Origin of the sequence: Streptomyces sp. NPDC001604, assembly GCF_042893475.1 — a bacterium.
GTDB lineage: Bacteria > Actinomycetota > Actinomycetes > Streptomycetales > Streptomycetaceae > Streptomyces.
The window spans coordinates 153,345-176,234 of sequence record NZ_JBIAUY010000017.1; the positions used below are offsets into that span (position 1 = coordinate 153,345).

General features: G+C 68.7%; 19 protein-coding genes. 11 read left to right on the top strand and 8 right to left on the bottom strand.

The window, feature by feature from the left end; genetic code table 11:
• Positions 1 to 96: 96 nt before the first annotated feature.
• The gene (locus tag ACFY1E_RS35880) at positions 97 to 1,089 is read right to left on the bottom strand and encodes a LacI family DNA-binding transcriptional regulator (protein WP_389083878.1); all 993 of its coding nucleotides are present in this window, start codon (positions 1,087 to 1,089) and stop codon (positions 97 to 99) included.
• Positions 1,090 to 1,437: 348 nt separating this feature from the next.
• Between ACFY1E_RS35880 and ACFY1E_RS35885 the strand changes: the two genes are divergently transcribed.
• Together ACFY1E_RS35885 and ACFY1E_RS35890 are read left to right on the top strand one after the other, a co-directional pair.
• On the top strand, positions 1,438 to 4,242 hold the full coding sequence (locus ACFY1E_RS35885) for a DNRLRE domain-containing protein (protein WP_389083679.1): 2,805 nt from the start codon (positions 1,438 to 1,440) through the stop codon (positions 4,240 to 4,242).
• A 607-nt stretch (positions 4,243 to 4,849) separates the two neighbouring features.
• Complete coding sequence (locus ACFY1E_RS35890) at positions 4,850 to 5,044, top strand: hypothetical protein (protein ID WP_389083681.1); 195 nt, start codon at positions 4,850 to 4,852, stop codon at positions 5,042 to 5,044.
• A 14-nt stretch (positions 5,045 to 5,058) separates the two neighbouring features.
• Here the strand turns inward: ACFY1E_RS35890 and ACFY1E_RS35895 are convergent, their stop codons facing one another.
• The 3 genes from ACFY1E_RS35895 to ACFY1E_RS35905 form a co-directional block, all read right to left on the bottom strand.
• A complete protein-coding gene (locus ACFY1E_RS35895; protein ID WP_389083684.1) occupies positions 5,059 to 9,165 on the bottom strand; it encodes a hypothetical protein in 4,107 nt (1,368 codons plus the stop codon).
• Positions 9,162 to 9,800 carry a hypothetical protein gene (locus tag ACFY1E_RS35900; RefSeq protein WP_389083686.1) on the bottom strand — a complete coding sequence of 213 codons (639 nt, stop codon included), beginning with the start codon at positions 9,798 to 9,800 and terminating at the stop codon, positions 9,162 to 9,164. Before ACFY1E_RS35900 ends, ACFY1E_RS35895 begins: the two co-directional genes overlap by 4 nt.
• A gap of 300 nt (positions 9,801 to 10,100) precedes the next feature.
• Positions 10,101 to 10,829: a hypothetical protein gene (locus ACFY1E_RS35905; RefSeq protein ID WP_389083689.1), complete on the bottom strand. Its 729-nt coding sequence runs from the start codon at positions 10,827 to 10,829 to the stop codon at positions 10,101 to 10,103.
• A 415-nt stretch (positions 10,830 to 11,244) separates the two neighbouring features.
• On the opposite strand from ACFY1E_RS35905, the gene ACFY1E_RS35910 reads away from it, so the two are divergent.
• Together ACFY1E_RS35910 and ACFY1E_RS35915 are read left to right on the top strand one after the other, a co-directional pair.
• Entirely contained in the window at positions 11,245 to 11,625 is a 381-nt protein-coding gene (locus tag ACFY1E_RS35910; RefSeq protein ID WP_389083691.1) for a hypothetical protein, read from the top strand.
• 81 nt (positions 11,626 to 11,706) lie between these two features.
• Positions 11,707 to 12,009, top strand: a complete 303-nt coding sequence (locus tag ACFY1E_RS35915; protein WP_389083693.1) for a hypothetical protein — start codon at positions 11,707 to 11,709, stop codon at positions 12,007 to 12,009.
• A 488-nt stretch (positions 12,010 to 12,497) separates the two neighbouring features.
• Here ACFY1E_RS35915 and ACFY1E_RS35920 read toward each other — a convergent pair whose 3' ends face one another.
• Positions 12,498 to 13,379, bottom strand: a complete 882-nt coding sequence (locus tag ACFY1E_RS35920) for a helix-turn-helix transcriptional regulator (protein ID WP_389083696.1) — start codon at positions 13,377 to 13,379, stop codon at positions 12,498 to 12,500.
• 84 nt (positions 13,380 to 13,463) lie between these two features.
• Here ACFY1E_RS35920 and ACFY1E_RS35925 point away from each other — a divergent pair, with 84 nt between their 5' ends.
• Genes ACFY1E_RS35925 through ACFY1E_RS35940 form a run of 4 tightly spaced genes read left to right on the top strand, consistent with a single transcriptional unit; the run spans position 13,464 to position 16,450 of the window.
• Positions 13,464 to 14,723 carry an MFS transporter gene (locus ACFY1E_RS35925; RefSeq protein WP_389083698.1) on the top strand — a complete coding sequence of 420 codons (1,260 nt, stop codon included), beginning with the start codon at positions 13,464 to 13,466 and terminating at the stop codon, positions 14,721 to 14,723.
• Positions 14,713 to 15,609, top strand: a complete 897-nt coding sequence (locus tag ACFY1E_RS35930) for an alpha/beta hydrolase (RefSeq protein WP_389083700.1) — start codon at positions 14,713 to 14,715, stop codon at positions 15,607 to 15,609. The genes ACFY1E_RS35925 and ACFY1E_RS35930 overlap by 11 nt, the downstream gene beginning before the upstream one ends.
• Positions 15,606 to 16,127, top strand: coding sequence for a hypothetical protein (locus ACFY1E_RS35935; RefSeq protein ID WP_389083703.1), 522 nt, complete (start codon positions 15,606 to 15,608; stop codon positions 16,125 to 16,127). The genes ACFY1E_RS35930 and ACFY1E_RS35935 overlap by 4 nt, the downstream gene beginning before the upstream one ends.
• Positions 16,124 to 16,450, top strand: coding sequence for an LLM class flavin-dependent oxidoreductase (locus tag ACFY1E_RS35940; RefSeq protein ID WP_389083705.1), 327 nt, complete (start codon positions 16,124 to 16,126; stop codon positions 16,448 to 16,450). Before ACFY1E_RS35935 ends, ACFY1E_RS35940 begins: the two co-directional genes overlap by 4 nt.
• An 88-nt stretch (positions 16,451 to 16,538) precedes the next feature.
• On the opposite strand, the gene ACFY1E_RS35945 is transcribed toward ACFY1E_RS35940, so the two are convergent.
• The 3 genes from ACFY1E_RS35945 to ACFY1E_RS35955 form a co-directional block, all read right to left on the bottom strand.
• A complete protein-coding gene (locus ACFY1E_RS35945) occupies positions 16,539 to 17,477 on the bottom strand; it encodes a TIGR03619 family F420-dependent LLM class oxidoreductase (RefSeq protein WP_389083708.1) in 939 nt (312 codons plus the stop codon).
• Between the two features lie 80 nt (positions 17,478 to 17,557).
• On the bottom strand, positions 17,558 to 18,874 hold the full coding sequence (locus tag ACFY1E_RS35950) for a cytochrome P450 (protein WP_389083710.1): 1,317 nt from the start codon (positions 18,872 to 18,874) through the stop codon (positions 17,558 to 17,560).
• Between the two features lie 53 nt (positions 18,875 to 18,927).
• The gene (locus ACFY1E_RS35955) at positions 18,928 to 20,283 is read right to left on the bottom strand and encodes a glutamine synthetase family protein (RefSeq protein WP_389083713.1); all 1,356 of its coding nucleotides are present in this window, start codon (positions 20,281 to 20,283) and stop codon (positions 18,928 to 18,930) included.
• Between the two features lie 353 nt (positions 20,284 to 20,636).
• Between ACFY1E_RS35955 and ACFY1E_RS35960 the strand changes: the two genes are divergently transcribed.
• From ACFY1E_RS35960 to ACFY1E_RS35970, 3 genes are read left to right on the top strand one after another with little or no spacing between them, the layout of a single operon-like run.
• The gene (locus ACFY1E_RS35960) at positions 20,637 to 20,825 is read left to right on the top strand and encodes a ferredoxin (protein ID WP_067252810.1); all 189 of its coding nucleotides are present in this window, start codon (positions 20,637 to 20,639) and stop codon (positions 20,823 to 20,825) included.
• 5 nt (positions 20,826 to 20,830) lie between these two features.
• The gene (locus ACFY1E_RS35965; RefSeq protein ID WP_389083716.1) at positions 20,831 to 22,051 is read left to right on the top strand and encodes an NAD(P)/FAD-dependent oxidoreductase; all 1,221 of its coding nucleotides are present in this window, start codon (positions 20,831 to 20,833) and stop codon (positions 22,049 to 22,051) included.
• 21 nt (positions 22,052 to 22,072) lie between these two features.
• Complete coding sequence (locus ACFY1E_RS35970) at positions 22,073 to 22,879, top strand: acetoacetate decarboxylase family protein (protein ID WP_389083719.1); 807 nt, start codon at positions 22,073 to 22,075, stop codon at positions 22,877 to 22,879.
• Positions 22,880 to 22,890: the final 11 nt, after the last annotated feature.

The following is a 22,890-nucleotide window of genomic DNA, read 5'->3' on the forward strand; positions in this document are numbered from 1 at the left end:
CTCTCCAAATGCCCCGTCATGGCGGGAAACGGCGTGGAAGGACTGCGCCGGCGGCTCATGGGGGTGTGCCGTGGCAGGTCAGGCGGCGCCAAGTGCTCAGCGGTCGCGTCGGGCGGGGCCGCTGCTGTCCCGGACGGTCAGGGTCGGGCGCAGTAGCGATACGACATTGGTCGGCGGCCGGCCCGAGTCGACGGCTCGCAGCAGCAGTTCGACGGCCTGCTGGGCCATCTCGCGTTTGGGGAAGGTGACCGTGGTCAATGCCGGTCGGATCCGCCCGACTTGGGCGATGTCGTCGAAGCCGACGACGCTGACGTCGTCCGGGATGCGCCGCCCGGACCGGACCACCGCTTCTATGGCACCGACGGCCAGGATGTCGTGGGTGGCGAAGATCGCCGTCAGCTCCGGATCCGCCTCCAGCGCCGCGCAGGCCGCGGCGAAACCGCCGGCGGCGTCGTCGCTGGTGCAGGCGAACACCTTGCGGTCGTCCAGCCCGTCGGCGCCGAACGCCCGGCGCAGGCCCTCGACGCGCGGTGTGTGCGCGGGGAGGTCAGCGACCACAGCGACGTTCCGGTGGCCGAGATCCCGCAGGTGGGACCCGGCCAGGAACCCGGCGTGCTGGTAGTCGATGGACACCACCGGGAGTGTGGTCGGCGGGTCGCCCTCCCAGGCGAACAGGGCGACCGGGAAGTTGGCCGCGGCGAGCATCGGCAGCTGCTGTTCGACGCCGTTGTCCCCGGCGACCAGCAGTGCGTCCACCGAGCGCGCGGTGAGGTTCTCCAGGTGGGCCCGGGTGTAGTCGGGATCGTCGCGCGTCGTGGCGAGCAGCAGGTTGTATCCGTGGCCGACCAGGAGGTTCTCCACCTCCTCGACCACCTCCGAATAGAACGCGTTGGCCACCGACGGCACGAACAGCCCCACCGTCGACGTGCTGCCGGTGCGCAGTGAGCGCGCCACCAGGTTCGGCTTGTAGCCGAGTTCGGCGATCGCCTTGTTCACCTTCGCCAGGGTCTCCGGCCGCACCTTCTTGCCCGAGACCACGTTGGAGACGGTCTGCTTGGTGACTCCCGCCCTCGCGGCCACATCCGCCATCGTCACCACGTAGTCTCCCCGAAACATTTATCGATCCACGAAAGTGGCGTCACTGTAGGACGGCTGTCGCGGCAGGGCAAGACTTTGCGTCATGGCAGTGCTCCAGCCGTTACGGAGCATGGCGAGGGCGCCAGGCGCAGGTCATGATTCTTTTCGCTACTCGACGTGCGCGGAGCATTGACGGTTCCGGAAATGCGGCAGTAACGTCCCCGCCACGCTGGATCCCATGGATCGGTCAACGTGGTGCTGTTGTCACCCTGACCCCTTGCGAATGCTCCGCCCCCGTCTCCAGCAGGCGGTGAGCGCCTCAACAGACCTGGAAAGGTCTCGTCCGGAGGAGAGACAGGCATGATCAGACCGGCCGGCGGCGACGCCGACCCGAACCCCGTCCCGGCGCGACGCGGTTCGCGTGTGAAGCGCTTCATCGCGGCCGCTGCCGGCGCCACCATCACGGCGGCGAGCCTCATGCTCACCGGCGTCGTCCCCGCGCACGCCGCCACCACCGTCCACACCTACGCCCCGACGGGAGTGGGGGGCGGTACGACGACCTCCCCGGACGTGGCGTCCACCAAGTACCAGGTGCAGGTCGCCGGCACGCCCGTCCAGGCTGTCCAGTACACCGAGAACGGCCACAACTTCGACATAGCGCGCTTCGCGTCGGACTCCCGGACACCGACGATCACGGTCACGCTGCCCAGCACCACGATCGACACGGTGAACGTCTACCCGGCGCGCTACTACCCCGCCGGCAGCGTCTCGGTGAGCGCGGACAAGCACACCCTGACCTTCCAGATGTCAGCCGCCGCCGGGTTGAACCAGGCGATCGTGATGGTCAACGGCGACTCGACCAACGCCACGGGACAGCCCTACCTGGCGATCGTCAACGACCCTCTGGAGGACCCGGCGCAGCGTCCGAACACCACGAGCGCACCGGACGGTTCCGGCGTCAACCTGCAGACCGGTGTCGTCAACTTCCAGGAGTTCGCCGCGAAGTACCTCGCGGCGCACCCCAACAGCGCGACCCAGAAGGCTCCCGCCGCGACAACGAGTTCCATGGCCGGCAAGACCGTCGACGGCACGGCCATACCCGCCGGTCAGCAAACCTCGGCCGGGAGCCTGGTGAGCGCGAGCAGCGTCAATGTGCGGTACCCGAAGGTGCGGGCGATGGCCGCGGGCGACGTCACGTACGCCCTGCAGGCCGCCCTTGACACCATCAAGGCCAACCCCACGGCGCTCAACACGCTCTACTTCCCGAACGGCACGTACGTGTGGTCCGGTCTCCTGGTCAACGCTCTGGACGGCAGCAAGCTCAAGGGCGGCAAGCTGAAGATCTACACCGACGAAGGGGCCCTGCTGAAGAACCGCATCCAGGCGTACATGGAGGCGTTCGAGCCGGCGATCGGGATCATCAACTCGAGCAACATCGAAATCGACGGCCGTGGTGTCTTCGACGGCAACGGCGTGGCGAACTACAACGCCTCCAGCAGCGGTGATCTGCACGACGCCTACCGCAGCCAGCACCAGGGCGGCGTCATGGTCATGCACTCGTCGGACATCACGTTCAACGACACCTACGAGCGCAACGCGAAGCAGTGGAACTACGAGACCCACAGCGCCAACCGCGTGACGTTCAACAACATCAAGGCCCTCACCCCGTACCGCCAGCCGTGGATCGACGGGACGGACTTCGCGAGCGGCCAGGACATCACCGCCAACGGTGTCTTCACCCTCGGCAACGACGACGCGTTCGCCTCCGGCCACTACAACCCCAGCGACGGATTCACCCCGCTGGCCTCCGGCGTGTGGAACAACTTCCAGCTCGGCACCTCCAGCGCCGACGTCCAGGGCTATGTCAACGCGGTAGCCGCCCACGACACCGTCGCCGACGATCTCGGGTTCAACAACTACCACTGGGACAACGAGGACTCGAAGAACATCTCGGTCAGCAACACGCTGAACTGGTCCGTCGCCGCCGGCAACGCGATCCGGATCGGATGGAGCCCGTACGGGTACCGGCTCACCAACTACACGTTCGACAACTTCAACTCCGTGTCGCCGGCGGCCGGCGGCATCTTCACGCACAACAGCCCCAACCCGTACCCGCGCATCCAGAGCATCGTGGTGAAGAACAGCTCGATCGACACCTCCCGGTTCACCAAGGGACCGATCGGGCTCAACGGCGGCAACGGATCCACCCAGACCATCACCGCCGACCAGCAAGCGACCTACGGGTACGCCCCCAACCCCGACGGCTCGGGGGCCGCGTACACGTACACCAGGGCCCCGATCGGCACCTTCAAACTCGACAACGTGTGGTTCTCGCAGCAGAACACGAGCAGCTCGCTGAACGGCGCCACGAACGTGACGCTGAACAACATCCGCGTCGCCGGCCAGCTCGTCGAATACACAAGCCAGCTCCCGCTGACGACGAGCGGGATCGGCACGCTGACCACCACCTACACCGACGCCAACGGCCAGACCCAGAACGTCAAGGCCGGCGCCCCCACCAACGGTGACACCTGGGTGGGCGCGTGGACAGGCGACCAGACCAAGAACAACTCCTCGGACCTGACCCTCATCACCCGCAACACCGGGACCGGACTGATGGGCGAGCAGTACACCACAGGATCCGGGGACGGAAAGCTCTCCTACATCCAGTTCCCCATCAGCAGCCTCACCAAGGCACCGACCCAGGCGACACTCCATCTCACCTACGTCGGCCACCGCTACTCGACGGTCCCGTCGACCGACACCGACCAACTCCTCGTACAGCCCGTCAGCGACACCACCTGCACCGGCGGCGGCACGTCCTGCCCGATCAACACCATGACCTGGCAGAACCGGCCGAGCTTCACCGCCACGACCTCCTCCGTCGCGAAGTCGGCCACCTTCACCCTCGGTTCGACCATCGTCCCCGAGGGCGGCGGGACCCACCAGGGCAACGCCATCGACGGCCGCGACATCACCGTCGACATCACCTCCTTCGTCCAGAACGCCTACGCGGCCAACCAGTCCACGCTCCTGCTCGCCGTCTGCAACGCGGGAGGCACCAACCACGAGCTGCGCTTCGTCAGCTCCGAAGGCGCCACCGGCTCCGGAAAGCTCACCAACGGGACCGCCGAGATGGCGCCCGGGGTGACCGTGACGCCGTAGCCAGTGGAGGCCGGTCCGTCCCCGCGGGACGGGCCGGCCTCAACTGCCCGGTGCTGCCGTCGACGGCTGATCCAGCCACCGCACGTCTACCGCTTGATAGCCAGGCTGCCCCGACGGACTCATAATCCGTCGGCCGTGGGTTCGAGTCCCACCCGCCCCGCTGTGCAGCTTATGACCTGCGGAAACGTCTCATCTGAGGTGCGGATTCAGGGCGTTGGGCCCCGGGGCTGGATCCGCTGCTCGTGCGTTCGACACCGGGCCAGTAGCGAGGATTGGGATCCCTCTGACCTGCGCGGACGTATCGGCCTACGGCTGGTGGACGGAGTCGTGGGTGGGCTGTGCGAGCGTCTGGACGTCGGTGCGTGTCGCTCAGGGCCACCGCCGTCATCGGAAAACCTGGAATTGCTCAGAGGTACTCCCGGTACTCCCCGGTGCCGTAGCACGAGCGGCAGCTCTCGAACCAGTTCCCGGTGCCTGTGACTCGGCCTGTGCCATTGCAGCTCGTGCATCCCTGCCGGCGTTTCCGCGCAGCTTCCTTCGCCCGGTCCTCGGCCGCCCACCTGTTGACCCACCGGTTCGTCCGTTGCCACAGCGAAGGATTCTCGAGGTGCTTCAGCGCCTTGGTGTACTCGCCGCGGGCGGTTGCCAGGTCACGCAGGGTTTCGCGGTTCTGCTGGGTGCTCGGCATGTTGCGTACCTGAGTCTCGAGTTCGTGGAGGCGCGCGAGTTTCTCTCGGCAGTAACGGATCTGTTCCGTGAGCGGGAGGTTCTCGAATGTCATGATCTGGACATCTCCAAGTGAGCTGCGGTGGTCGGTCAGGACAGGTCCTCAGCGAGTTCGATCAGAACGACGCGTGCCGCAACGATCAGGCACAACAGGCCCGGTGCGGGCGACACGACATCGTTCACCTGCCCGAGGAACGGGATCGCTGCCGCGATCGATCCGTCTTCGGGGCGCACGAGCAGCACCCGATCACGGTCCGGGAGCACCAGGAAACGCCGGTCGGCGACGCGCACGACGGTGGCACGCTGCCCGTGCGCGCCGACTGCTATCCACCGGCGCGCCCCTGACGAATCGACCCAGTGCACACCAAGGTGCGGCATGGAAACGAGGGCAGCTGCGGTGGCCCGCTGGGAGTCGCAGACCGCGGTGAGCGGAACCGGCGGCGTCTGAGTTCCGGCCGAAACCGAACCGAGCCGTATCCGGGCGCGGGATTTGCCGTCGACCGGGTCGTGCACCACAAGATCACCGTTCGGCAGCTGCACAAGGACGAGTTCGCTGTCTGCGGCGGCGACAGCCGACTGCGGCGAACTGCCTGCGGGGCAGTCGAGCCAGCATTGCAGGCCCCCGGTGATCTTGAAGACGCCGACCGGGTGCCGGCCGCCACCGCTGACGAGCAGCGGCCCGCCGGGTGTATGCACCAGGGCGCGGGCATGGCGGTCGTATGGGGCGCCGGGCGTCGGCAACGCGTAGTCGGTCAGGGTGTCGACACCCCACATCACCTGGGCGCCCTCGTGCTGACCGGCGACCGCGACGGAGTCGTTTCCGAGCAGAGCGACCGCCCAGACGTCATACCGGTCCAGATCCGAGGCCTGGCTCTCCGCCCGGCTGCGGAAGTGCTTCTTGTCGGTCCGGGTCAGAAGACTTCCGTCGGCCTGGTCCAAGAGCACGAAGGAGAGCACATCCTCGACGAGGATGACCGCCCGGCCATCGACGCGCGCGGCATGGACACGCTCGAAGTTGCCCGTAGTCGGATCGGAGTGCCATTTGTCCCAACGTAAGGTCCTCGTATCGGTCCACACCCGGATAGAGCCATCTCCCGCGGCGCTGGCGATGTACTCGTGACCGATCTCGTCCCGAATGACACCGACGCCGGCAACATCGGCGGCATGTCCGTCGTAGCGGAACACGCGCTCGATCGGTTGGGTCCGCCAACAAGACACCTCGGCTCCCGCAGCCACGGCCACCGATGAATTCATGCCGATCATGTGGTCGGCGATACGGCCCAGATCGTCGGCCGCCACGGCGACCGACCGGCCATCAGCAGCGTCGCGCAGTTCAAGGCGGCCGTCATGACGCCCACCGACGATCAACGGAGCCTGGCCGTGATGAACCACGGTGGCGGCGCTCCAGGCCTGGTCGAGCCGGATCACGCCGAGGGGGCGCAATCCGGCGGCGTCCCAGAACGTCAGCTCCCAGTCGGTGACCACGCAGATGACGTTGATGCCCCGGGCATGGAATCCGATCACCGACTTGACGTTGCCGCCGGAGCCGCCGATCGCGCCGAGCGGATGACCGTTGCTCGCCCGGAACAGCCGTACCACCTGGGAGAGGTCCGTGGCGGCAACCGCCCAGGAGTCGCCGGCCCACACGCATGACAACTCGTACGCCTCGACCTCGTTCCGAACCCACAGCACACGGTCGCCATTGATCAGCCGTGCCTCCAGAAGGCTGTTGCGCTGGCCGTACGCCACGAGCAGCATCTCGTCCCCGTCCTGGTACGGGGCTGAGGCCATCGCCGTGATCTCTTTGCCCGCGCGTCCGCGCAGGACCTGCAACGGCACGGTGAACGAGGGATCCCACACCTCGATACCGGACTCGGCCGTGGTCCCGCTGGTCCTCGGCCTCTTACTGGCGGCGACCAGACGCGAGCCAGTCGTGGTCCGGATCGCTGTGAATCCGTCCAGTCTCTCGGGACCGATCCGGATGAGCCGGTGGCTCGACGGGCTCGACGCGGTGGTCCATCGGGTGCGGCACGGTGCGCTCACCGAGTAGGGTCGGCCTTCCGGTGCGCCGATCCGTCGTCCTTCTCGGCGCAGTGTTTGAAGAAGGAACACCCGCATCTCGATGGGGTTGTCGGCGAGTCGGGCGCCGGCCCGCAGATACAGATCCAGGGTCGGTGAGCGCCGATTGTTCCGTTCCGCCCGGGTAACGGCTATGAGCGTACGACGCGGCTCGGAGAAGACCATGAAGTCAGGGTCGGCGAACAGATCGAGCAGGGTGCCCCCGTGGTCGGCGTGCTCGACCAGGTGGTCGAGCACGTACGGGGGCGCCGTTGGCCAACCGCCGATCGCCGGTTTCAGCGCTGTGGCGATGAGCTGATGTGCCTCTTCGTCGGTCCGGCCCGCCCGTGCGCGTAGGTATTCGGCAATGGCGCGGTGCCTGAGCCGGTAGAGGCAGTTGCCTGGTGCCGAGCCGGGGCCAGTCGGCACGGCGGTGACGAACTCGCCGATCTGGCCGAGCATGTTACGGATGTCGTCCTCGGTGAGGGCCGGGCTGCCGTTGGGGCGCAACGCGTTCACCATCGCCGGCCAGATGTCATTGATGGGCGCCCCGGGACCGGCGGCCCAGGTCAGCGGCGTCAGCACGTCCAGGAGGCGGTCCGCGTCCATCCCTCGATTCCGAAAGTCCCAGGCGATGGCGCCGCCGATGCCGGCGGTCAGCATCTCGGCCAGCGCGTCGTCGTCGGGCTCGTAGATCGACGACTCCCGGGCAAGGCGGTTGGCCACGTTGGCGGCCAAGAGGAAGATGCCACCGCTGCGGGCGGCGATTACGCCGGCGATCCGGCGGGCAAGATCGACGTCCTGGCGGTACGGCGAATTGGGGGTCGACTCGAGGATCCGGATGGCGAGTCGCTGGATTTCCCGTTCGGCAGCGGGGTCGGTATCGAGATCGTTGTGTCCGGTCGCTGCCGCTTGTAGTTCCGCTATCTCGTCCGTACGGTCGGTGTGCCCGGTGGTGGCTCGATGAGCCACCAGCACGTGCACGCCCGGCAGGACGGCCAGGGGCAGCAGCAGTCGCCGGACGATCTCGAGTCGGCTCGCCGGCTCCGCCTCGTCCAACGAGTCGAATGCGAGATTTCCGCGTCGCCCTGCGCTGTTGTACGTCTCGATGAGTGCCTCCGGCAACAGCTCGCCCGCGCCGTCCAGTTGGAGGCGCAGCGCGAGGTCGGCGGTGACCGACCGGAGATCCAGCTTGCTCAAGGCGATCTTGATCCAGGTAACATCGTCGGTGTGCTCGGCGACCAACTGGTCGACGACTGTGGATTTCCCTGTGCCCATGGATCCGGTCAGCAGGAACAGCCCGCAACTGGCTGAACGGTGCCAGTTACGCACCTCGTCGAGGACTGTGCTCCGCCGGATCGACAGATCCGATGCGATCAGCACGTCTCGTGTGTTGGGGTCGTATGCGAGGTTGGTAAAGAATCCTGTCCCGGACTGGACTCCTACGGCGCGCGCCCGCTGGGTGCGGGAGGCCAGATTGGTCCTCAGCCAGCCGGACGCAGCCTCGGCGAGTTCCTGCGGTGAGATCTCGCTCATTTGCGCAGGCCACAGCCGGGACGGCGGTCCGCTGGTCAGCGCGTTCGCAATCGCGTTGGCGAAAAGCATCGGCGTCGCCTTGCCACCGCCGTACGTGGCGCTGATCAGCGAAACCGTTGGCGGCGCGTGGTGAGTCGGGACGTTCGGTGGCGGAGACAGGGTGATCGCCGTGGCGATGTCCAGGGCCGCGTCTCCGGAACCGCAGCAGTCAAGCAGCATGACTACCTGCGACGCCTGATGAAGGGCGCCGAGGACGTTCGCTACCGTCCGGGGGTCGAGGGCGCCGGTACCGCCCGGGTCGTCGAGGTCCGTCTCGCTGGTGCACAACCACGAGCCTGTGTCGTCGGAGACACCGTGACCGCTCCAGTAGACAAGCAGCCGACGCGCGGGCTGGTCGAGCTTGGACAGGTGGGCAAGAATCGCTTCGCGGTCCGCGCGGCCGATCAGCGGCTCTGGGGCGACTACAAATCCGCCACTTGCCAGTGCATCGAACACGCGGCGGATCTCCTTCGCTCCAGATGGCAGGTCGGCGACCTCCAAACGGTCGTACTCGGTAATGCCGATCGCGAAGGCAAGGTCGGGTCGTCGGTCCCTATCGGTCAACAGGTCACCACCTTGCCGATGTGGCTCACCTGGGCCAGCGGTACGGTCCACGACTCCGCACTGCTCCCGGTCCTGATGAGGAGAATCAACCGGCCCTCCTCCATGCCGACGAGCTCCCCGCATGCGTAGCCGTTGACACTGCGCACGGCGTACTGCTGGGGCGTTTCGGCAGCAGGGGCGAGCCACGTCAGGCCGACTGCCGCCGCGGTGAGGATGACTCCCAGCCCGGCGGATGCGGCGGCGATCGGGACGAGTCTGCCGATCTGTCGGGCGCGTGCCGCGCTCCACCTGCGGTAGGCGGCACCTTGCGCCTGGACGCGGATGCCAGGCCGGCCGAACGACGCGTAGGCGGCGACGGCCAGCGCAATGAGCAAGGCCAGGAACGCAGCCCCCAGCACGAGCGCGGTCGCCGTGCGCCACCCGGCCGGGACCGCTGTGAGGTCGTTGCGCCCGCGCACCAGGGCGGCGATGCCGAAAAGGGCTGTTGCGCCGCCGATGGCATTGCGCCACTGTTCGGCTTGACGGCGTACGGCGTCCAGTTCCTTGAAAGGCAGTTCACGGGCCAGACGGGCCCAGCGAAGGTCGTCGACGGTCGGGTAGGCGAGTTCCGGATTGTCGGCGTCGGCGTCAGTCATCAGCGGCGAGTTCGTTCCAGTACCCGCCACATCCCCACGCCGGAGCGTTCTCCGGGCGCCCGGGATGCGCTTGCCCGCACTGGCATTCGATGACATTGGGCTCCGGCACGGACGGGGCGCCTGCCCGGGTCCACGGAAGGATGCCCTTGGCTGGGAGAGCATCTGTGACGACCTGGGCGGTTCCTCCCTGACAGCGTGGACAGCGGAAGCGGGCGATGGTCTCACCGCCGCGGTTGGTGCGTGTCGCGAGTTGGGGCGACAGAGCGGTGATCGCGTACTCCACGGGCTCATGGTCCTCGGTCATTCCAGCCACCACCCGGAATCGGCCTGGATTTGGAGTACCGCCGCCGTCTTCTCGCGGTTCCGCCGCTCCGGCCCCTCCGGACTCAGTCGTACTGCCTCTTTACACGCTTCAACCGCTTCCCGGATGGCATCGGGCTGCCCCGTTTTCCGGTGTAAGAGCGCAAGCAGAGTGGCCAGGTACAGCAGGTTCCTCCCTCGCAGCATTGAGTCCGGGGCGAAGCCGACCGCGTACCGAGCCGCTCCTGCAGCGTGCTGCAGCAATACAGGGTCGCCAGTGCGGTCAGCCTTGAATTTGAGACAGGTGGACAGCCCGAAGTAGGCGTCGGACCGGACCCCGGACGGTATCGTCGCGCACTGCTCAAACCAGTGGATGGCCTCGTCCGCGATGTCCATCCGCCCCTCGTTGTTGGCAGCCTCCCGCAGCGCCTGGCCGAGGGTCAGCAGAGCCTTGGGACGCGTCTTGTGCCCAACCGGCAAGTTGTGGCTGACAGTGCGTAACGCCTGGACCGACTCGGCCAGGGCGTCTCGGTCACGGGTTGCCTCGTACCGGCGCAGCAGAGCCTGGCCCAGCACTGTGATCATCACGCGCCAGGTCTCGATGTCCTGTTCCGTGGAGACGACCATCCGTCCTGCCGTGATGGCATGGTCGAGTGTCGCGATGTCGTTGGTCTGGTCGTAGAGCTGGACACCACTAAGAAACGCCTGCACAGCCGCCGGGGCAGACATGGCCAACCCCCTCTGGAGCTGTCCGCCCTATGACGGGCCCTGCGATGGTGAATCCGTCCAAGGTCTTCTCTCTCCCCCCGTGCCGGTGTCGTGGCCGATCGCCCGGCGGAATTCCATTTCAGGGCTCTTTGTCTACCGCTGTGGACCTTTGCCGTAAAGAGTTCCGGTTCAGGATTCCCTACTATTCTTCGAATGGGTTTCTCGGTCGCATCTCAAACACCAAGATTCTCTTCCGTCCCACGTGTGGTCGTCTGTGTGACCCGCGCAGACTCGACCCGATTCCAGAATTCCGTAAGCACCTTGCTGCGCGCACGAGTTCGATAAGGTGAGGGGCGTCGGGCAGTTCGTCATCGAGTAGTTGTAGAACTGCCCCTCTGTCGGCTTTCGGAGAGCCGGTGGCATCCTGACCCAGGGTTTGGGCTGGGGCAGGATCTTCTTCGTCAACATCCCCATCGCCATCGCGGCCCTGGTGCTGACCGTGCGTGTCGTGCCGAAGCCGCTGAACCGGCCCGGCAGCGCACTGCCGGGCCTGGAAGTGGCGGGCATGCTGCTGTTCGCGCTGTTCGCAAGCTCCCTGCTCTACGGCACCATCCGCTCCCACGCCTCGGGCTGGACCGGATCGGGGACTCTCGTCGCCTTCGGTGTCTGTGCCGTCGCCCTGCCCGCGTTCGTGCTGCGACAGCGTGCGACCGACCATCCGATATTCGATCTGGCGCTGCTGCACCGGCCCGCCTTCACCGCCGCCCTGGTCGCCATGTTCGTCGGCGAGTTCACCGCCTATGGCTTCTTGGCGTAAACCTCTATCTGGCTGCAGTCCCTGACCGGCCTGTCCCAGCTGGGCGCAGGCCTGATGATGCTGCCCAGCTCCGCTGGGTCGATGATCGTCCCGATGACGGCGGGCGCCGGCTGCGCCGCTTGTTCCCGCGCCACTCGCTGCCCGTCGCCCTTCCGCTGGTCTCCGTCGGCGCCCTGGCACAAGCGGGTCTGCCCCCGGCTCACCGGCGGCTGCGTCATCGCCGGACTGTTCGTCGGCGGTCTGGGCATGGGCATGGTCTTCCCGGTCGCCACCACCCCCGCGATCGAATCCGTCCCGCACCGCCGCGCCGGCATGGCCGCAGGTGCGTTCACTCCTTCCAACAGCTCGGCTACGCCGTCGGTGTCGCCATCTTCGCCAGCGTGATGGCTGCGGTCGCGAACTCCGCACTGACCAGGCACGTCACCGGCGCCCACGCGACCGCCCAGGAACTCACCGGAGGCGGAGCCCAAGCGATCACCACTCAGGCTCCGGTCGCCGCCCGGCCGGCCCTTGAACGCCCCTTGTGCACGCGTTCGTCCACGGACTCAACACCGTCGCCGTCATCGGCGCAGCTCTTACGGCGGTCACGGCGCTCATCACCGGGCTCGTCCTGCGCCGAGAGACATAGGCCGCGGCCGACCACGCCGAACCTGACAACGAGGACACGAGTGAGTTCAACTCTGTGGCTGGTGGTGTTTGTTCGAATCGCTCTGACCTGCGCTGACGTTTCCGAGGCGGTGGCCGCGCAGGGCGTCGAGCTTCTGGATCTGACCCGTGTATCCGTCCCTACCGTATCTGGCTGGGCAGCGCGGCGCCTGAAAGGGCACCGGCCGGGAGGCGATTCCCTCCCGGCCGGTCAGCAAGACCTGGCATCACACCGCCGCAGAGGTGCTCTCGGTCTCCGGTGCGGCCGCGCTGCCCAGCAGGCGCAGAGCCGCCTCGGAGGGCGAGCCCGGTTCGGCCGTGTAGGCGATCAGGCGCTGGCCGGACGAGCCGGGGATGACGAGGTTCTCGAAGCTCAGGTCCATCGTGCCGACCAACGGGTGACGCAGCTGCTTGACCCCTGAGGTGCAGGTGCGCACCGGATGACGTGCCCAACGGGAAGCGAACTCGTCGCACTGAACGGTGAGTTGGCCGACCAGTTCGGTCAGTCGGCGGTCGTCGGGGTGCCGGCCGGCGATCAGCCGCAGCGAGGCGACCGCGAGCTGTGCCTCGTCGTGCCAGTCCGTGTACAGGGCGCGGTAGCGGTCGTCCAGGAACAGCATCCGCGTCACATTGGGCCGGGTGGCCGGCGTCTCGGGGCTGTCCGCGGGCAGATGCGCGGCGAGCAGCGCGTGCCCCAGCCGGTTCCAGGCCAGTACGTCGTTGCGGCGGTCCAGGACCAGTGCCGGCACCTCCGACATGGCCGCCAGCAGTTGCCGTGCCGAGGGGCTGGCCTGCTCCGCGCGGGGTGTGGTGGGGCGGGCGGCGGTGGCGGTGGGGCGGGCCAGGTCCTTCAGATGCGCGGTCTCGTCGTCGGTCAGCCGCAGGGTGCGCGCGATCGCGTCCAGCACGGAGTCCGAGGCGCTGAGGGCACGGCCCTGCTCGAGACGGGTGTAGTGGGTGATGCTGACCCCGGCGAGCATGGCCAGCTCCTCGCGGCGCAGCCCGCTGACCCGGCGGCGGGTCGGATGCGGGGTGATGCCGACGTCCTCCGGGCGCAGTGCGGCCCGGCGGGACCTGAGGAAGTCTCCCAGTTCGGACGGAGCCTCCATCGATGCCTCCCGTTCGCTCCCCTTCATGATGCCCGCCCGCCGGGCCAGGCATGAGCCATAAGGGTGGTCATGTGATGACCACCCATGGCGCACCTGCAGTGGATCGGCACCGCGTTCGCCCTCTGTGCGGCAGGCTTCACCCTGCTGTTCGGCCGGGTCGCGGACCTGTTCGGACGCCGCAGGCTCTTCCTCGGCGGTCTGGTCGTGCTGGGTGCGGCCTCGCTGGTGGGTGGTCTGGCGCAGAACCCGGAGGTGCTGATCGCGGCCCGTGTCTTCCAGGGGCTCGCGACCGCGGCGGTGACCCCGGCCGGCCTCTCGCTCATGACGACCTCGTTCCCGGAGGGCCCGCTGCGTGAGAAGGCGCTCGGCCTCAACGGGGCTCTGATGTCCGCCGGGTTCACCACCGGAGCGATCCTCGGCGGTCTGCTGACCGACCTGCTGTCCTGGCGCTGGGCGTTCTTCATCAATGTGCCCGTCGCCCTCGCGGTCCTGATAGTCGCCCCGACGGTCATCAAGGAGTCCCGGCCCGACGAACGCCCGAAGCTGGACGTGCCCGGCGCCATCAGCGTCACCCTGGGTCTGCTGGCCATCGTCTTCGGCCTCACCCGGGCCGGTGAGCACGGCTGGGGGTCCGCGAACGCCCTGCTGTCGCTGGCGGCCGGTGTTCTGTTGCTGATCGTGTTCTGGGCAGTCGAGCGCAAGGTGAGCGCCCCGCTGGTACCGCTCAGTGTCCTTGGCAAGCGTTCGGTGGCCTGGGGCAACGTCGCCGGTCTGATCGCCTTCCTCACCGAGACCTCCCTGGTCTTCCTGCTGACCCTCTACCTTCAGGAGGTGCTCGGCTTCTCCCCGCTGGCCGCCGGGCTGTCCTTCGGTGTGCTGGGCATCGGAACGGTCATCGGCGGCTCGGTAGCCCCGAAGGTCATCGGGAAGATCGGCAGCAAGCAGACGCTGATCACCGGCGGCATCCTGCAGACCGTGTTCACGGCCGCCCTGCTCGGCCTGGGCACCACTCACTCCTCGCTGTGGCTGCTGCTCGTCGCCACCTTCGCCGGCGGGGTGGGCAACATGCTCGTCATCGTCGGCTTCATGGTCACCGCTACCTCCGGTCTCGCCGACCACGAGCAGGGACTGGCCACCGGGCTCGCGACCATGACCCAGCAGATCGGCATCACCATGGGCACGCCGATCATGAGCGCCATCGCCACCGCCGCGATGACCGGCCCGGGAGCCTCGGCCATCCTCGGCGGACTGAGGTCGGCCATCGCGGTCAACGCCGCCCTCGTTGTCCTCGGCGCTCTCACCAGCGCCGCGTTCCTGCGTGGTGCCCGGTCGAGTGCGCAGTAACTCACGACGGTACGAACCCCGCGCCGACCTGGCCGCTCCGGACGAGGACAGGGGCGTACGTCCGGACGGCCGGCGGTCCGGTGAGGTGCAGTGGCGGCCCGCCTGGCTGAACGCGGGGACCCATCGCATACCGGTACGGATCTACCGGCCCGGACTGCGGTCGTACGGCTGGCTGGTCTGGGCGCACGGCGGCAGCTGGCAGGCCGGGTCGGTCGAGCACTGGCACGCACCCGTCATGGACCTCGCGAGGACCTCGGGGTGCACGGTGGTCAGCACCGGCTACCGGCTGGCCCCCGGCTATCGGCACCCCGCCCAGCTGGAGGACGTGCTGACCACGCTCTCTTGGGCCGGGGAACAGACGGTGGACGGCGAGCCGCTGGCGGTCGGAGGCGACAGCGCAGGCGGCACCATCGCCGCCTGCGCGGCCCTCGCCCGCCGCGACCGCGACCAGCCGCTCGCCGCCCAGGTGCTGGCCTACCCACCACTGGACCCCGACTGCGCCGCCGCCTCCTACACCAGCGAGCGGGGCGCCTTCCCCATGGCGGAGGATCTCCGGCTGGCCTGGGAGACGTACCGCGGCGGGGTGGAAACCGCCGTACGCGGCGGGGTCCCGCTGTACAGCACCCCCCTGGCGGCACAGCGGCTGGGCGGGCTGGCTTCGGCCGTCATCGCGGTCGGCGAGCTCGACCCCGTCCGCGATGACGACACGGCGTACGCCCGGCTGCTGCGCGAGGCGGGCAACGCCGTACGGCTGAAGACCTTCCCCGGCATCCCGCACGCGGCCTTCCTCACCGCCGACGGTCCCGGTGCGGGGAACCCGGGGCTGCGGCGCTGGCTCGGCACGGCGCTGCGCGAGCAACTGCAACGACGGAAGGAGACACCATGACCACCACACGGCCCGATACGGTGCTGCCGCACATCGCGGCCCTGCTGCGCCACTTCGGGGACCTGCGCGACGGCACTCACGGCGAGGGCGGCGACACAGTGTCGCGCCAGGGCAAGGAACGGCATTTCGAACGGGCAGTCGAACTGCTCCACCCGTACGCCGTCCAGGTGCTGGAGGAGTTCGACACCGCTCTGCTTCTCGGTACCGGCGAGGTGGCGGCGAGCGGGACCCGGCGCACTCAGGACAGGGGGCTCGGGGCGAGCTGGACGCTGTCGTGGCCAGAGCAGCGGGAGTCCGGGATCGCACCGATCACCCTGCTCGCGTACTACGGCGGCGGCTTCCACCACCCGCATCTGCGGGGCGCGACCGTGCACGACTGGCCGCTGAACGTGTTTTCGCCCGAGCAGGCGGCGGCCGAGGTGCCCACGCTGCGCGCTATTGCCACCGGTGATCTGCACAACCTGGTTTTCCAGCGGGACTACAGGATCGTGCCCGCGATCACGCGAGGCACGCGATGAGCGGGACGGCGGCGCCCGCCCCGCGTCTTTCGGTGCTGGACCAGTCGCCCGTCGGCGCGGGCTTCCCACCAGCCAACTCGCTGCGAGAGTCGGTCGAACTGGCGCAGGCTGCCGAGGAGTTGGGATACGTCCGCTACTGGACCGCCGAACACCACGGCTCCCCGGGGTTCGCGGGCTGCGCCCCGGAGATCCTCGCCGCCATCCCCCTTCCTGGTCCGAGGCCGTTTGCGTGCCCCTTGAAATCCGCCAACCAGTCTGGAGGCTTGGCGGGTTCGCCCCATGGGTTGTACGGCGTGTGGGTGATGGAGGAGATCTCGAGGTAGCGGGCGCCGTCTTGGTTCTTCCGCGGCCCGGTGCCGTTCGTCGTCAGTGGGCTGCTGGGGCCGCGATGCGGGACATCGGCCGGCGCCGTCAGGCGGTCAGGGACTGAACGCGGCGCATCACCTCGCGGCAGAAGGCGCCCACTGCGTTCGGGTCGTCGGTGAACTGCGAGGGCTTGATGCAGAAGGTGGTGAATCCCTGGGCCATCTGCTCGGGGATGGGCTCGAGAGCCTGTGCCAGGTCGGCGCAGGAATAGTCGTCGGGGAACACGGCGCGGGTGCCGCCGATCATCTCCAGGTCAGCGATGTCGCGGCCCGCCGCGGCCATCGCGGCCTTCAGCGTCTGCATCTGCTCGGGCGTCACCTTTCCCAGCGGGTTGAAGGCATGGCCGTACCGGACGATCCGGCGGACCATCGCGTCGTGCATGCCCGCGCCGCCGAAGCACAGTCGTGGGCCGTCCGGGCGGTAGGCCTTGGGCTCGAAGTAGACGTCCTGGAAGGAGTAGTACTCGCTCTCGTGGGACACGGGGGAGGGGCCCCACAGCTTCGCCCAGATCTCCAGGTGCTCGTCGAGGAGCCTGCCACGCCGGGAGAACGGAACACCGAGTGCCGCATACTCGTCCCGGCTCCAGCTGACGTTGGGGAGCACCATCAGACGGCCCTCGGAGAGAAGATCGAGGGTGCCGAGCTCACGGGCCAGGAGCAGGGGGTGCCGCAGGGGAGCGATGACAGCCGAGGCGGCGAGGCGCAGGCGCTCGGTGACGGCGGCGATCGCGCTGAGCAGCATGAGGGAGTTGGGCCATGGGGTGTGGGGGTCCTGATTGCCCGGCAGGGCGTAGTCGCGGGGGTTGCCCATCACGCCGCCCGCGCCGGCATCCGGGCCTAGCACGATGTGTTCGCTGATCATGACGGAGTCGAATCCGGCGTCCTCGGCCTCGCGGGCCCAGCGGATCACGGTCGGCAGGTCCGCGCGGCCTGCGGTCATGGTCCAGTTCTCGCTCAGGACGAGCTGCATGCGGGGAGTGGTCATCGTGGCGATCCTCAAGGCGGGCGTGTTCGAGGGCAGATGTGAGGGGCGGCCGCAGTCGTCCGGACGGCTGCGGCCGGCGGTCAGGCGAGGGTGACCTCGACCGGCAGCTTCTTGATGCCGTTGACGAAGTTGGAGCGGACGCGGGGGACGTCGCCTGCGAGCTTGATGTCGGCGATGCGCGGGATGAGCTCCTCGAACATGATGCGGATCTCGGTGCGGGCGAGCAGATTGCCCAGGCACAGGTGGGGGCTGCCCTTGCCGAAGGTGACGTGGTCGTTGTTCTGCCGGGTGACGTCGAAGTCGTAGGGGTTGCCGAAGACCTGCTCGTCGCGGTTGCCGGAGGCGTACCACATGACGACCTTGTCGCCTTCCTTGATGTGCTTGCCGCCCAGTTCGACGTCGCGGGTGGCGGTGCGGCGGAAGTGGTAGACGGGGGAGGCCCAGCGCAGGAACTCCTCGACCGCGGTGGGGACCAGCGACGGGTCGTCCTTCAGCTTCGCCAGCTGCTCGGGGTGCTGGAGGAGGGCCAGCATGGAGTGGGAGATCGTGTGGCGGGTGGTCTCGTTGCCCGCCACCACCAGGAGCAGGAAGTAGTTGTCGAAGTCCTGGGCCGAGAGCGGGATGCCGTCGCGCGGCGTGGTGTTGACCAGCTTCGAGACCAGGTCCGTACCGTCGCCGCCGCGCCGCTGTCGCGCCAGCTCCCTGCCGTACTCGAAGACTTCGATCGACGCGGGGGAGCGGAACGGCAGGTCGCGGTACTTCTCGCTCTCCGCGCTGTGCAGCAGGACGTCCGCGTAGTCGGGGTCGGTGTTGCCGATGATGCGGTTGCCCCAGTCGATGAGCTGCTGGTTGTCCTCCGGCGGGACGTCGAGGAGCCGGGCCAGGACGTTGATGGGGAAGTCGGCGGAGACGTCGGCGACGAAGTCGAAGGTGCCCTTGGCGAGGGCCGCGTCCAGCGTCTTGGCGGTCAGGCCGCGCAGGAAGTCGCTGTAGCTGTTGATGACGCTCGCGCCGAACTGCCGCTGGATGACGCTGCGCAGGGCGCGGTGGCGGACGCCGTCCATCTCCAGGATGGAGGCGCGCTTCTTGATCTGGTCGTCGTCGAGTTCTTCGAGGTTGACGAAGCGCGTGGAGGTGAAGGTCTCCGGGTCGCGGTCGACGGTGGCGATGTCGGCGTGGCGGGTCACCGACCAGAAGCCGGAGTTGGGGGCCTCTTCGGGCTGCCAGTGGACCGGGTCCTGGTGGCGCAGGGTGTGGAACATGCGCCACGGGGTGATGCCGTCGGCGAAGTTGTCGAGGTCGGCGAGGTCCACCCGGTCGAGAGGCAGGGGCTCGTCGAGGGCTGCGCGCAGCTCGGCCCGGGTGGTGGGGACGGCGGGAACGGTGGGGCTGGTCATGGGGCGGTTCCTTCGGGCGAGGGTTTCAGGGCGGCCTTACAGGTGGGGCGGGCTTACAGGTGGTAGGCGTACTCGGTGAACTCCCAGTCGGTGACGTGCCGCCCGAAGCGTTCGAGCTCGTCCCGCTTGTAGGTGAGGAAGGACGTGGTGAAGTCCTTGCCGAGCAGGTCGGTCAGGGCGGTGTCCGCCTCCAGCGCGTCGAGCGCGCCCGACAGGCTCTGGGGCAGCAGGGCGGCACGGGAGGTGTCGTAGCCGTAGCCCTCCAGCGGGGCGGGCGGTTCCTCGCCGGCCTGGACGCCGAGCAGCGCGGCGGCGATCGTGCCGGCGATCAGCAGGTACGGGTTGGCGCTTGCGTCGCCGAGGCGCAGCTCCAACCGGGCCCCGGAGCCGCGCTCCGGCGGGATGCGGACCATGGCGCTGCGGTTGTCGAGCCCCCAGTCGATCAGCCAGGGGGCGAGGGTGTCCGGGCCGAAGCGCTTGTAGGAGTTCACGGTCGGGTTGGCCAGGGCCGCGAGCGCGGGTGCGTGGGCGAGAATGCCCGCGATGGCGTGCCGGGCCGTGGCGGACAGGCCGTAGGAGCCTGCCGGGTCGTCGAAGGCGTTGTGGCCGTCGGCGTCGTTGCAGGACAGGTGGAGGTGGAAGCCGGAGCCGCCCGCGTCGCCGAAGGGCTTGGCCATGAAGGTGGCGAGGTTGCCCTCCTTGCGGGCCAGTTCCTTGACGGCGGCCTTGAAGCGGAAGGCGCGGTCGGCGGCGTCGAGGGCGGCGGAGTGGGTGAGGTTGATCTCGTACTGGCCGCCGTCGAACTCGTGGTTGCCGGTGACGACACCGAGACCCAGGTCGCGCAGCGCGCGCAGAGTGCGCAGCAGGTGGTTGTCGGGGTCGGCGCGCAGGCCCGCGGTGTAGACGGCGCCGGTGGTCTCCGGTGAGCGCCGCCAGCCGGTTGGGGTGCCGGGGGCGGCCTCCAGCAGGAAGTACTCCAGCTCGGGGCCGACGACGGGGCGCAGGCCCTGCTCGGCGCAGCGGGCCAGGACGGTGCGCAGCAGGTCGCGGGAGGACTCGGGCGCCGGGGCACTGGTCGCCGGGTCGGTGACCTCGCCGAGACAGGCGGCGACGCCCGGCTCCCAGGGCAGGACGGCCAGGGTGGACAGGTCGGGGCGTACGGTCACGTCCGGCAGACCGGCGTCCAGACCGCCCGCGACCGGGACCACGTCGCCCTGCGGGGTGGTGTGGTAGACGGCGCGACAGAAGGCGAGGCCGTGCTCGCAGGCCGACGGCAGATGGTCCAGCAGCACCTCGCGGGCGCGGTCGGTGCCCATCAGGTCGGGGTAGACCACGCGGACCACGTCGACGCCCGCGGCGGCGAGCCGCTCCATGTGCCGGCGGATGTCTGAGGTGTCGGATGCGCTCACCAGTGTCTCCTTGGCGGAAGGACGGGACTCCCGGTGCCGGGGGCACTGGGGGAGGGGGTGCGGAGGAGGGAAGCCGGGGCGACGCAGAAGCACGCCCTGGACTAATCATTTGATCCCGAACGATATGGAGGGGGTTGCCACCCCGCAAGGGGCTGGTACAAAAAAGTTATCCATCTGGACAGGTATTGACCAGAGTCGGGCGGCTTCCTATCTTGTTTGAAGCCAAACGAGTAAGGGGTGCGGCATCCGCTGGATTTCGCCCCCTTTGGCCGACGGGCCCGGCTCAACCCGGGCCGGGCCCGTCTTTTCCCCCTCTTCCTTGCTCGGACGCCTCACCCCTCAGGAGGACCGCCATGAAGGTCGTCGTCGACATGAACAAGTGCCAGGACCACGGCCAGTGCGTCTTCGCCGCCCCCGACGTCTTCTCGATGGACGACGACGGACACCTGGTGTACGTGTCCGACCCCGACGACGCGCTGCGCGACGAGGTCGAAGAGGCCGCCGACGTGTGTCCGCTGCAGGCCATCCGGATCGAGGGATGACCGCCATGACCGCACCCACGAGCGGACGCGTCGTCGTCGCCGGCGGCTCCATGGGCGGCCTGCGCGCCGCCGAACAACTGCGCGCCGCGGGCTGGACCGGGACGATCACCGTCATCGGCGACGAGCCTCACATGCCCTACAACCGGCCCCCGCTGTCCAAGGAGGTGCTGGCCGGCAAGGCCCCCTTCGAGTCGCTCGCCTTCACGCCGAAGGCAGCCGCCGCCGACGTGGAGTGGCGGCTGGGCACGAGGGTCGTCGCGGCCGACCTCGACCGGCGCGTCGTCGAACTCGACGACGACTCGGCGATCTCGTACGACGGACTGGTCGTCGCCACCGGCATGCGGCCCCGGCGCCTGCGCTGCCCCGGCCCGCTCACCGGCCGCCACACCGTTCGCACCCTGGCCGACGCCCAGGGCCTGCGCGACGAGCTGACCCGCCCCGGTATGCGCGTGGTCGTGGTCGGCGCCGGGTTCATCGGCTGCGAGGTCGCCGCCACTGCCGTGGGCCTCGGCGTCCGCGAGGTGACCGTCGTCGATCCGTTCCCCCTGCCCATGGTCGGCCCGCTCGGCGTACTGCTGGGGCGCGCGCTGCTGAAGCGGCACGAGGAACGTGGGGTGCGCTTCGCGCTCGGCACCGGAGTGTCCGGTTTCGAAGGCGAGGACCGGGTCACCGGGGTCGTGCTGAGCGACGGCACTGTGCTGCCTGCCGATGTGGTCGTGGAGTCGGTCGGCTCCGTGGCCAACACCGAGTGGCTGGAAGGCAACGGCCTCGACCTCAGTGACGGCGTCCTCACCTGCGAGCAGCTGCGGGTCGGGGGACGGCCGGAGGTCGTCGCGGTCGGTGACGTCGCGCGATTCCCCAACGCCCGCTACGACGGCGTACCCCGGCGTGTCGAGCACTGGTCGATCCCCACCGACACGGCCAAGCACGCCGCGAAGGCCCTTGTCGCCCATCTCACCGGTACGGTCGCCGAGTTGGCGCCCTTCGCCCCGCTCCCGACGTTCTGGAGCGACCAGCACGACTTCCGGCTGCAGTCCTTCGGCGCGCCCGTCCTGGGCAAGGACGACGTACGGATCCTGGACGGCGACCCCGACGGTGACGTCCTGGTCGGATACCACACCGGTGGCCGGCTCGTCGGCGTCGTCGCGCTCGGCGGCCAGGCCGCCGCGATGGGCGCCGCCCGCTATCGCACCCAGTTGCTCAAGCAGCCCGCCCTCACCGCGTAACGAGCGTTAGGAACCCCTGTCATGTCCCCTGTCCGTGGTTACTTCCATCCCAAGACGGCGAGCGGTGCCTCCTCCCTGATCCCGTCCCCGCCGTGGCGCTACTCCGGCGACCTGCTGACCGTCGAGTACCGCACCGACCCCTCCCGGGTGCGTGAACTGCTGCCCGAACCACTGGAGTTGGCGGACGAGGACCCGGGCGCCGTGGCGCTGATCTGGGCCGACTGGCAGTCCTGCTCGGAGTCGGGCCGGGAGCTGCTGGATCCGGTGCTGGCCCAGTACAAGGAGGCGTTCGCGGTCGTGCGCTGCCAGTACCGGGGGCAGACCTACACCCGCTGCGTCTACATCTGGGTCGACAAGGACTTCGCCATCGCCCGCGGACTGCACCAGGGATACCCGAAAAAGCTTGGCTCCATCCACCAGACCCGCCCGCACCCCTACGGGCCCGCCCCGCGCATCGAGGCCGGCGCCCGCTTCGGCGCCACCCTCGCCGCCGCCGACCGGCGCCTGGCCCAGGCCGTGGTCACCCTGCGCGAGCCGTCCGAGACCAACGGCTTCGTCAACGCCCACCCCATGGCCCACCACCGCTGGCTGCCCTCCATCGAGAAGGGCAAGGGCCTGGCGCTCGACGAGCTGATCGAGTCCGGCGCCGCCTCCTTCGAGGGCGGGCAGCCGTGGCGCGGCGACGCCGAGCTGGAGCTGTTCGAGGCGCCCACCGAGGAACTGGCACGCCTGGAGATCCGCGAGCCGATCGCCGCCTACTACCGGCAGGTCGGCGTCGTCTGGGATGGCGGCCGACTTCTGGAGTCCGGCACGTCCGGCGCCGAGTAACCCCCTTACAG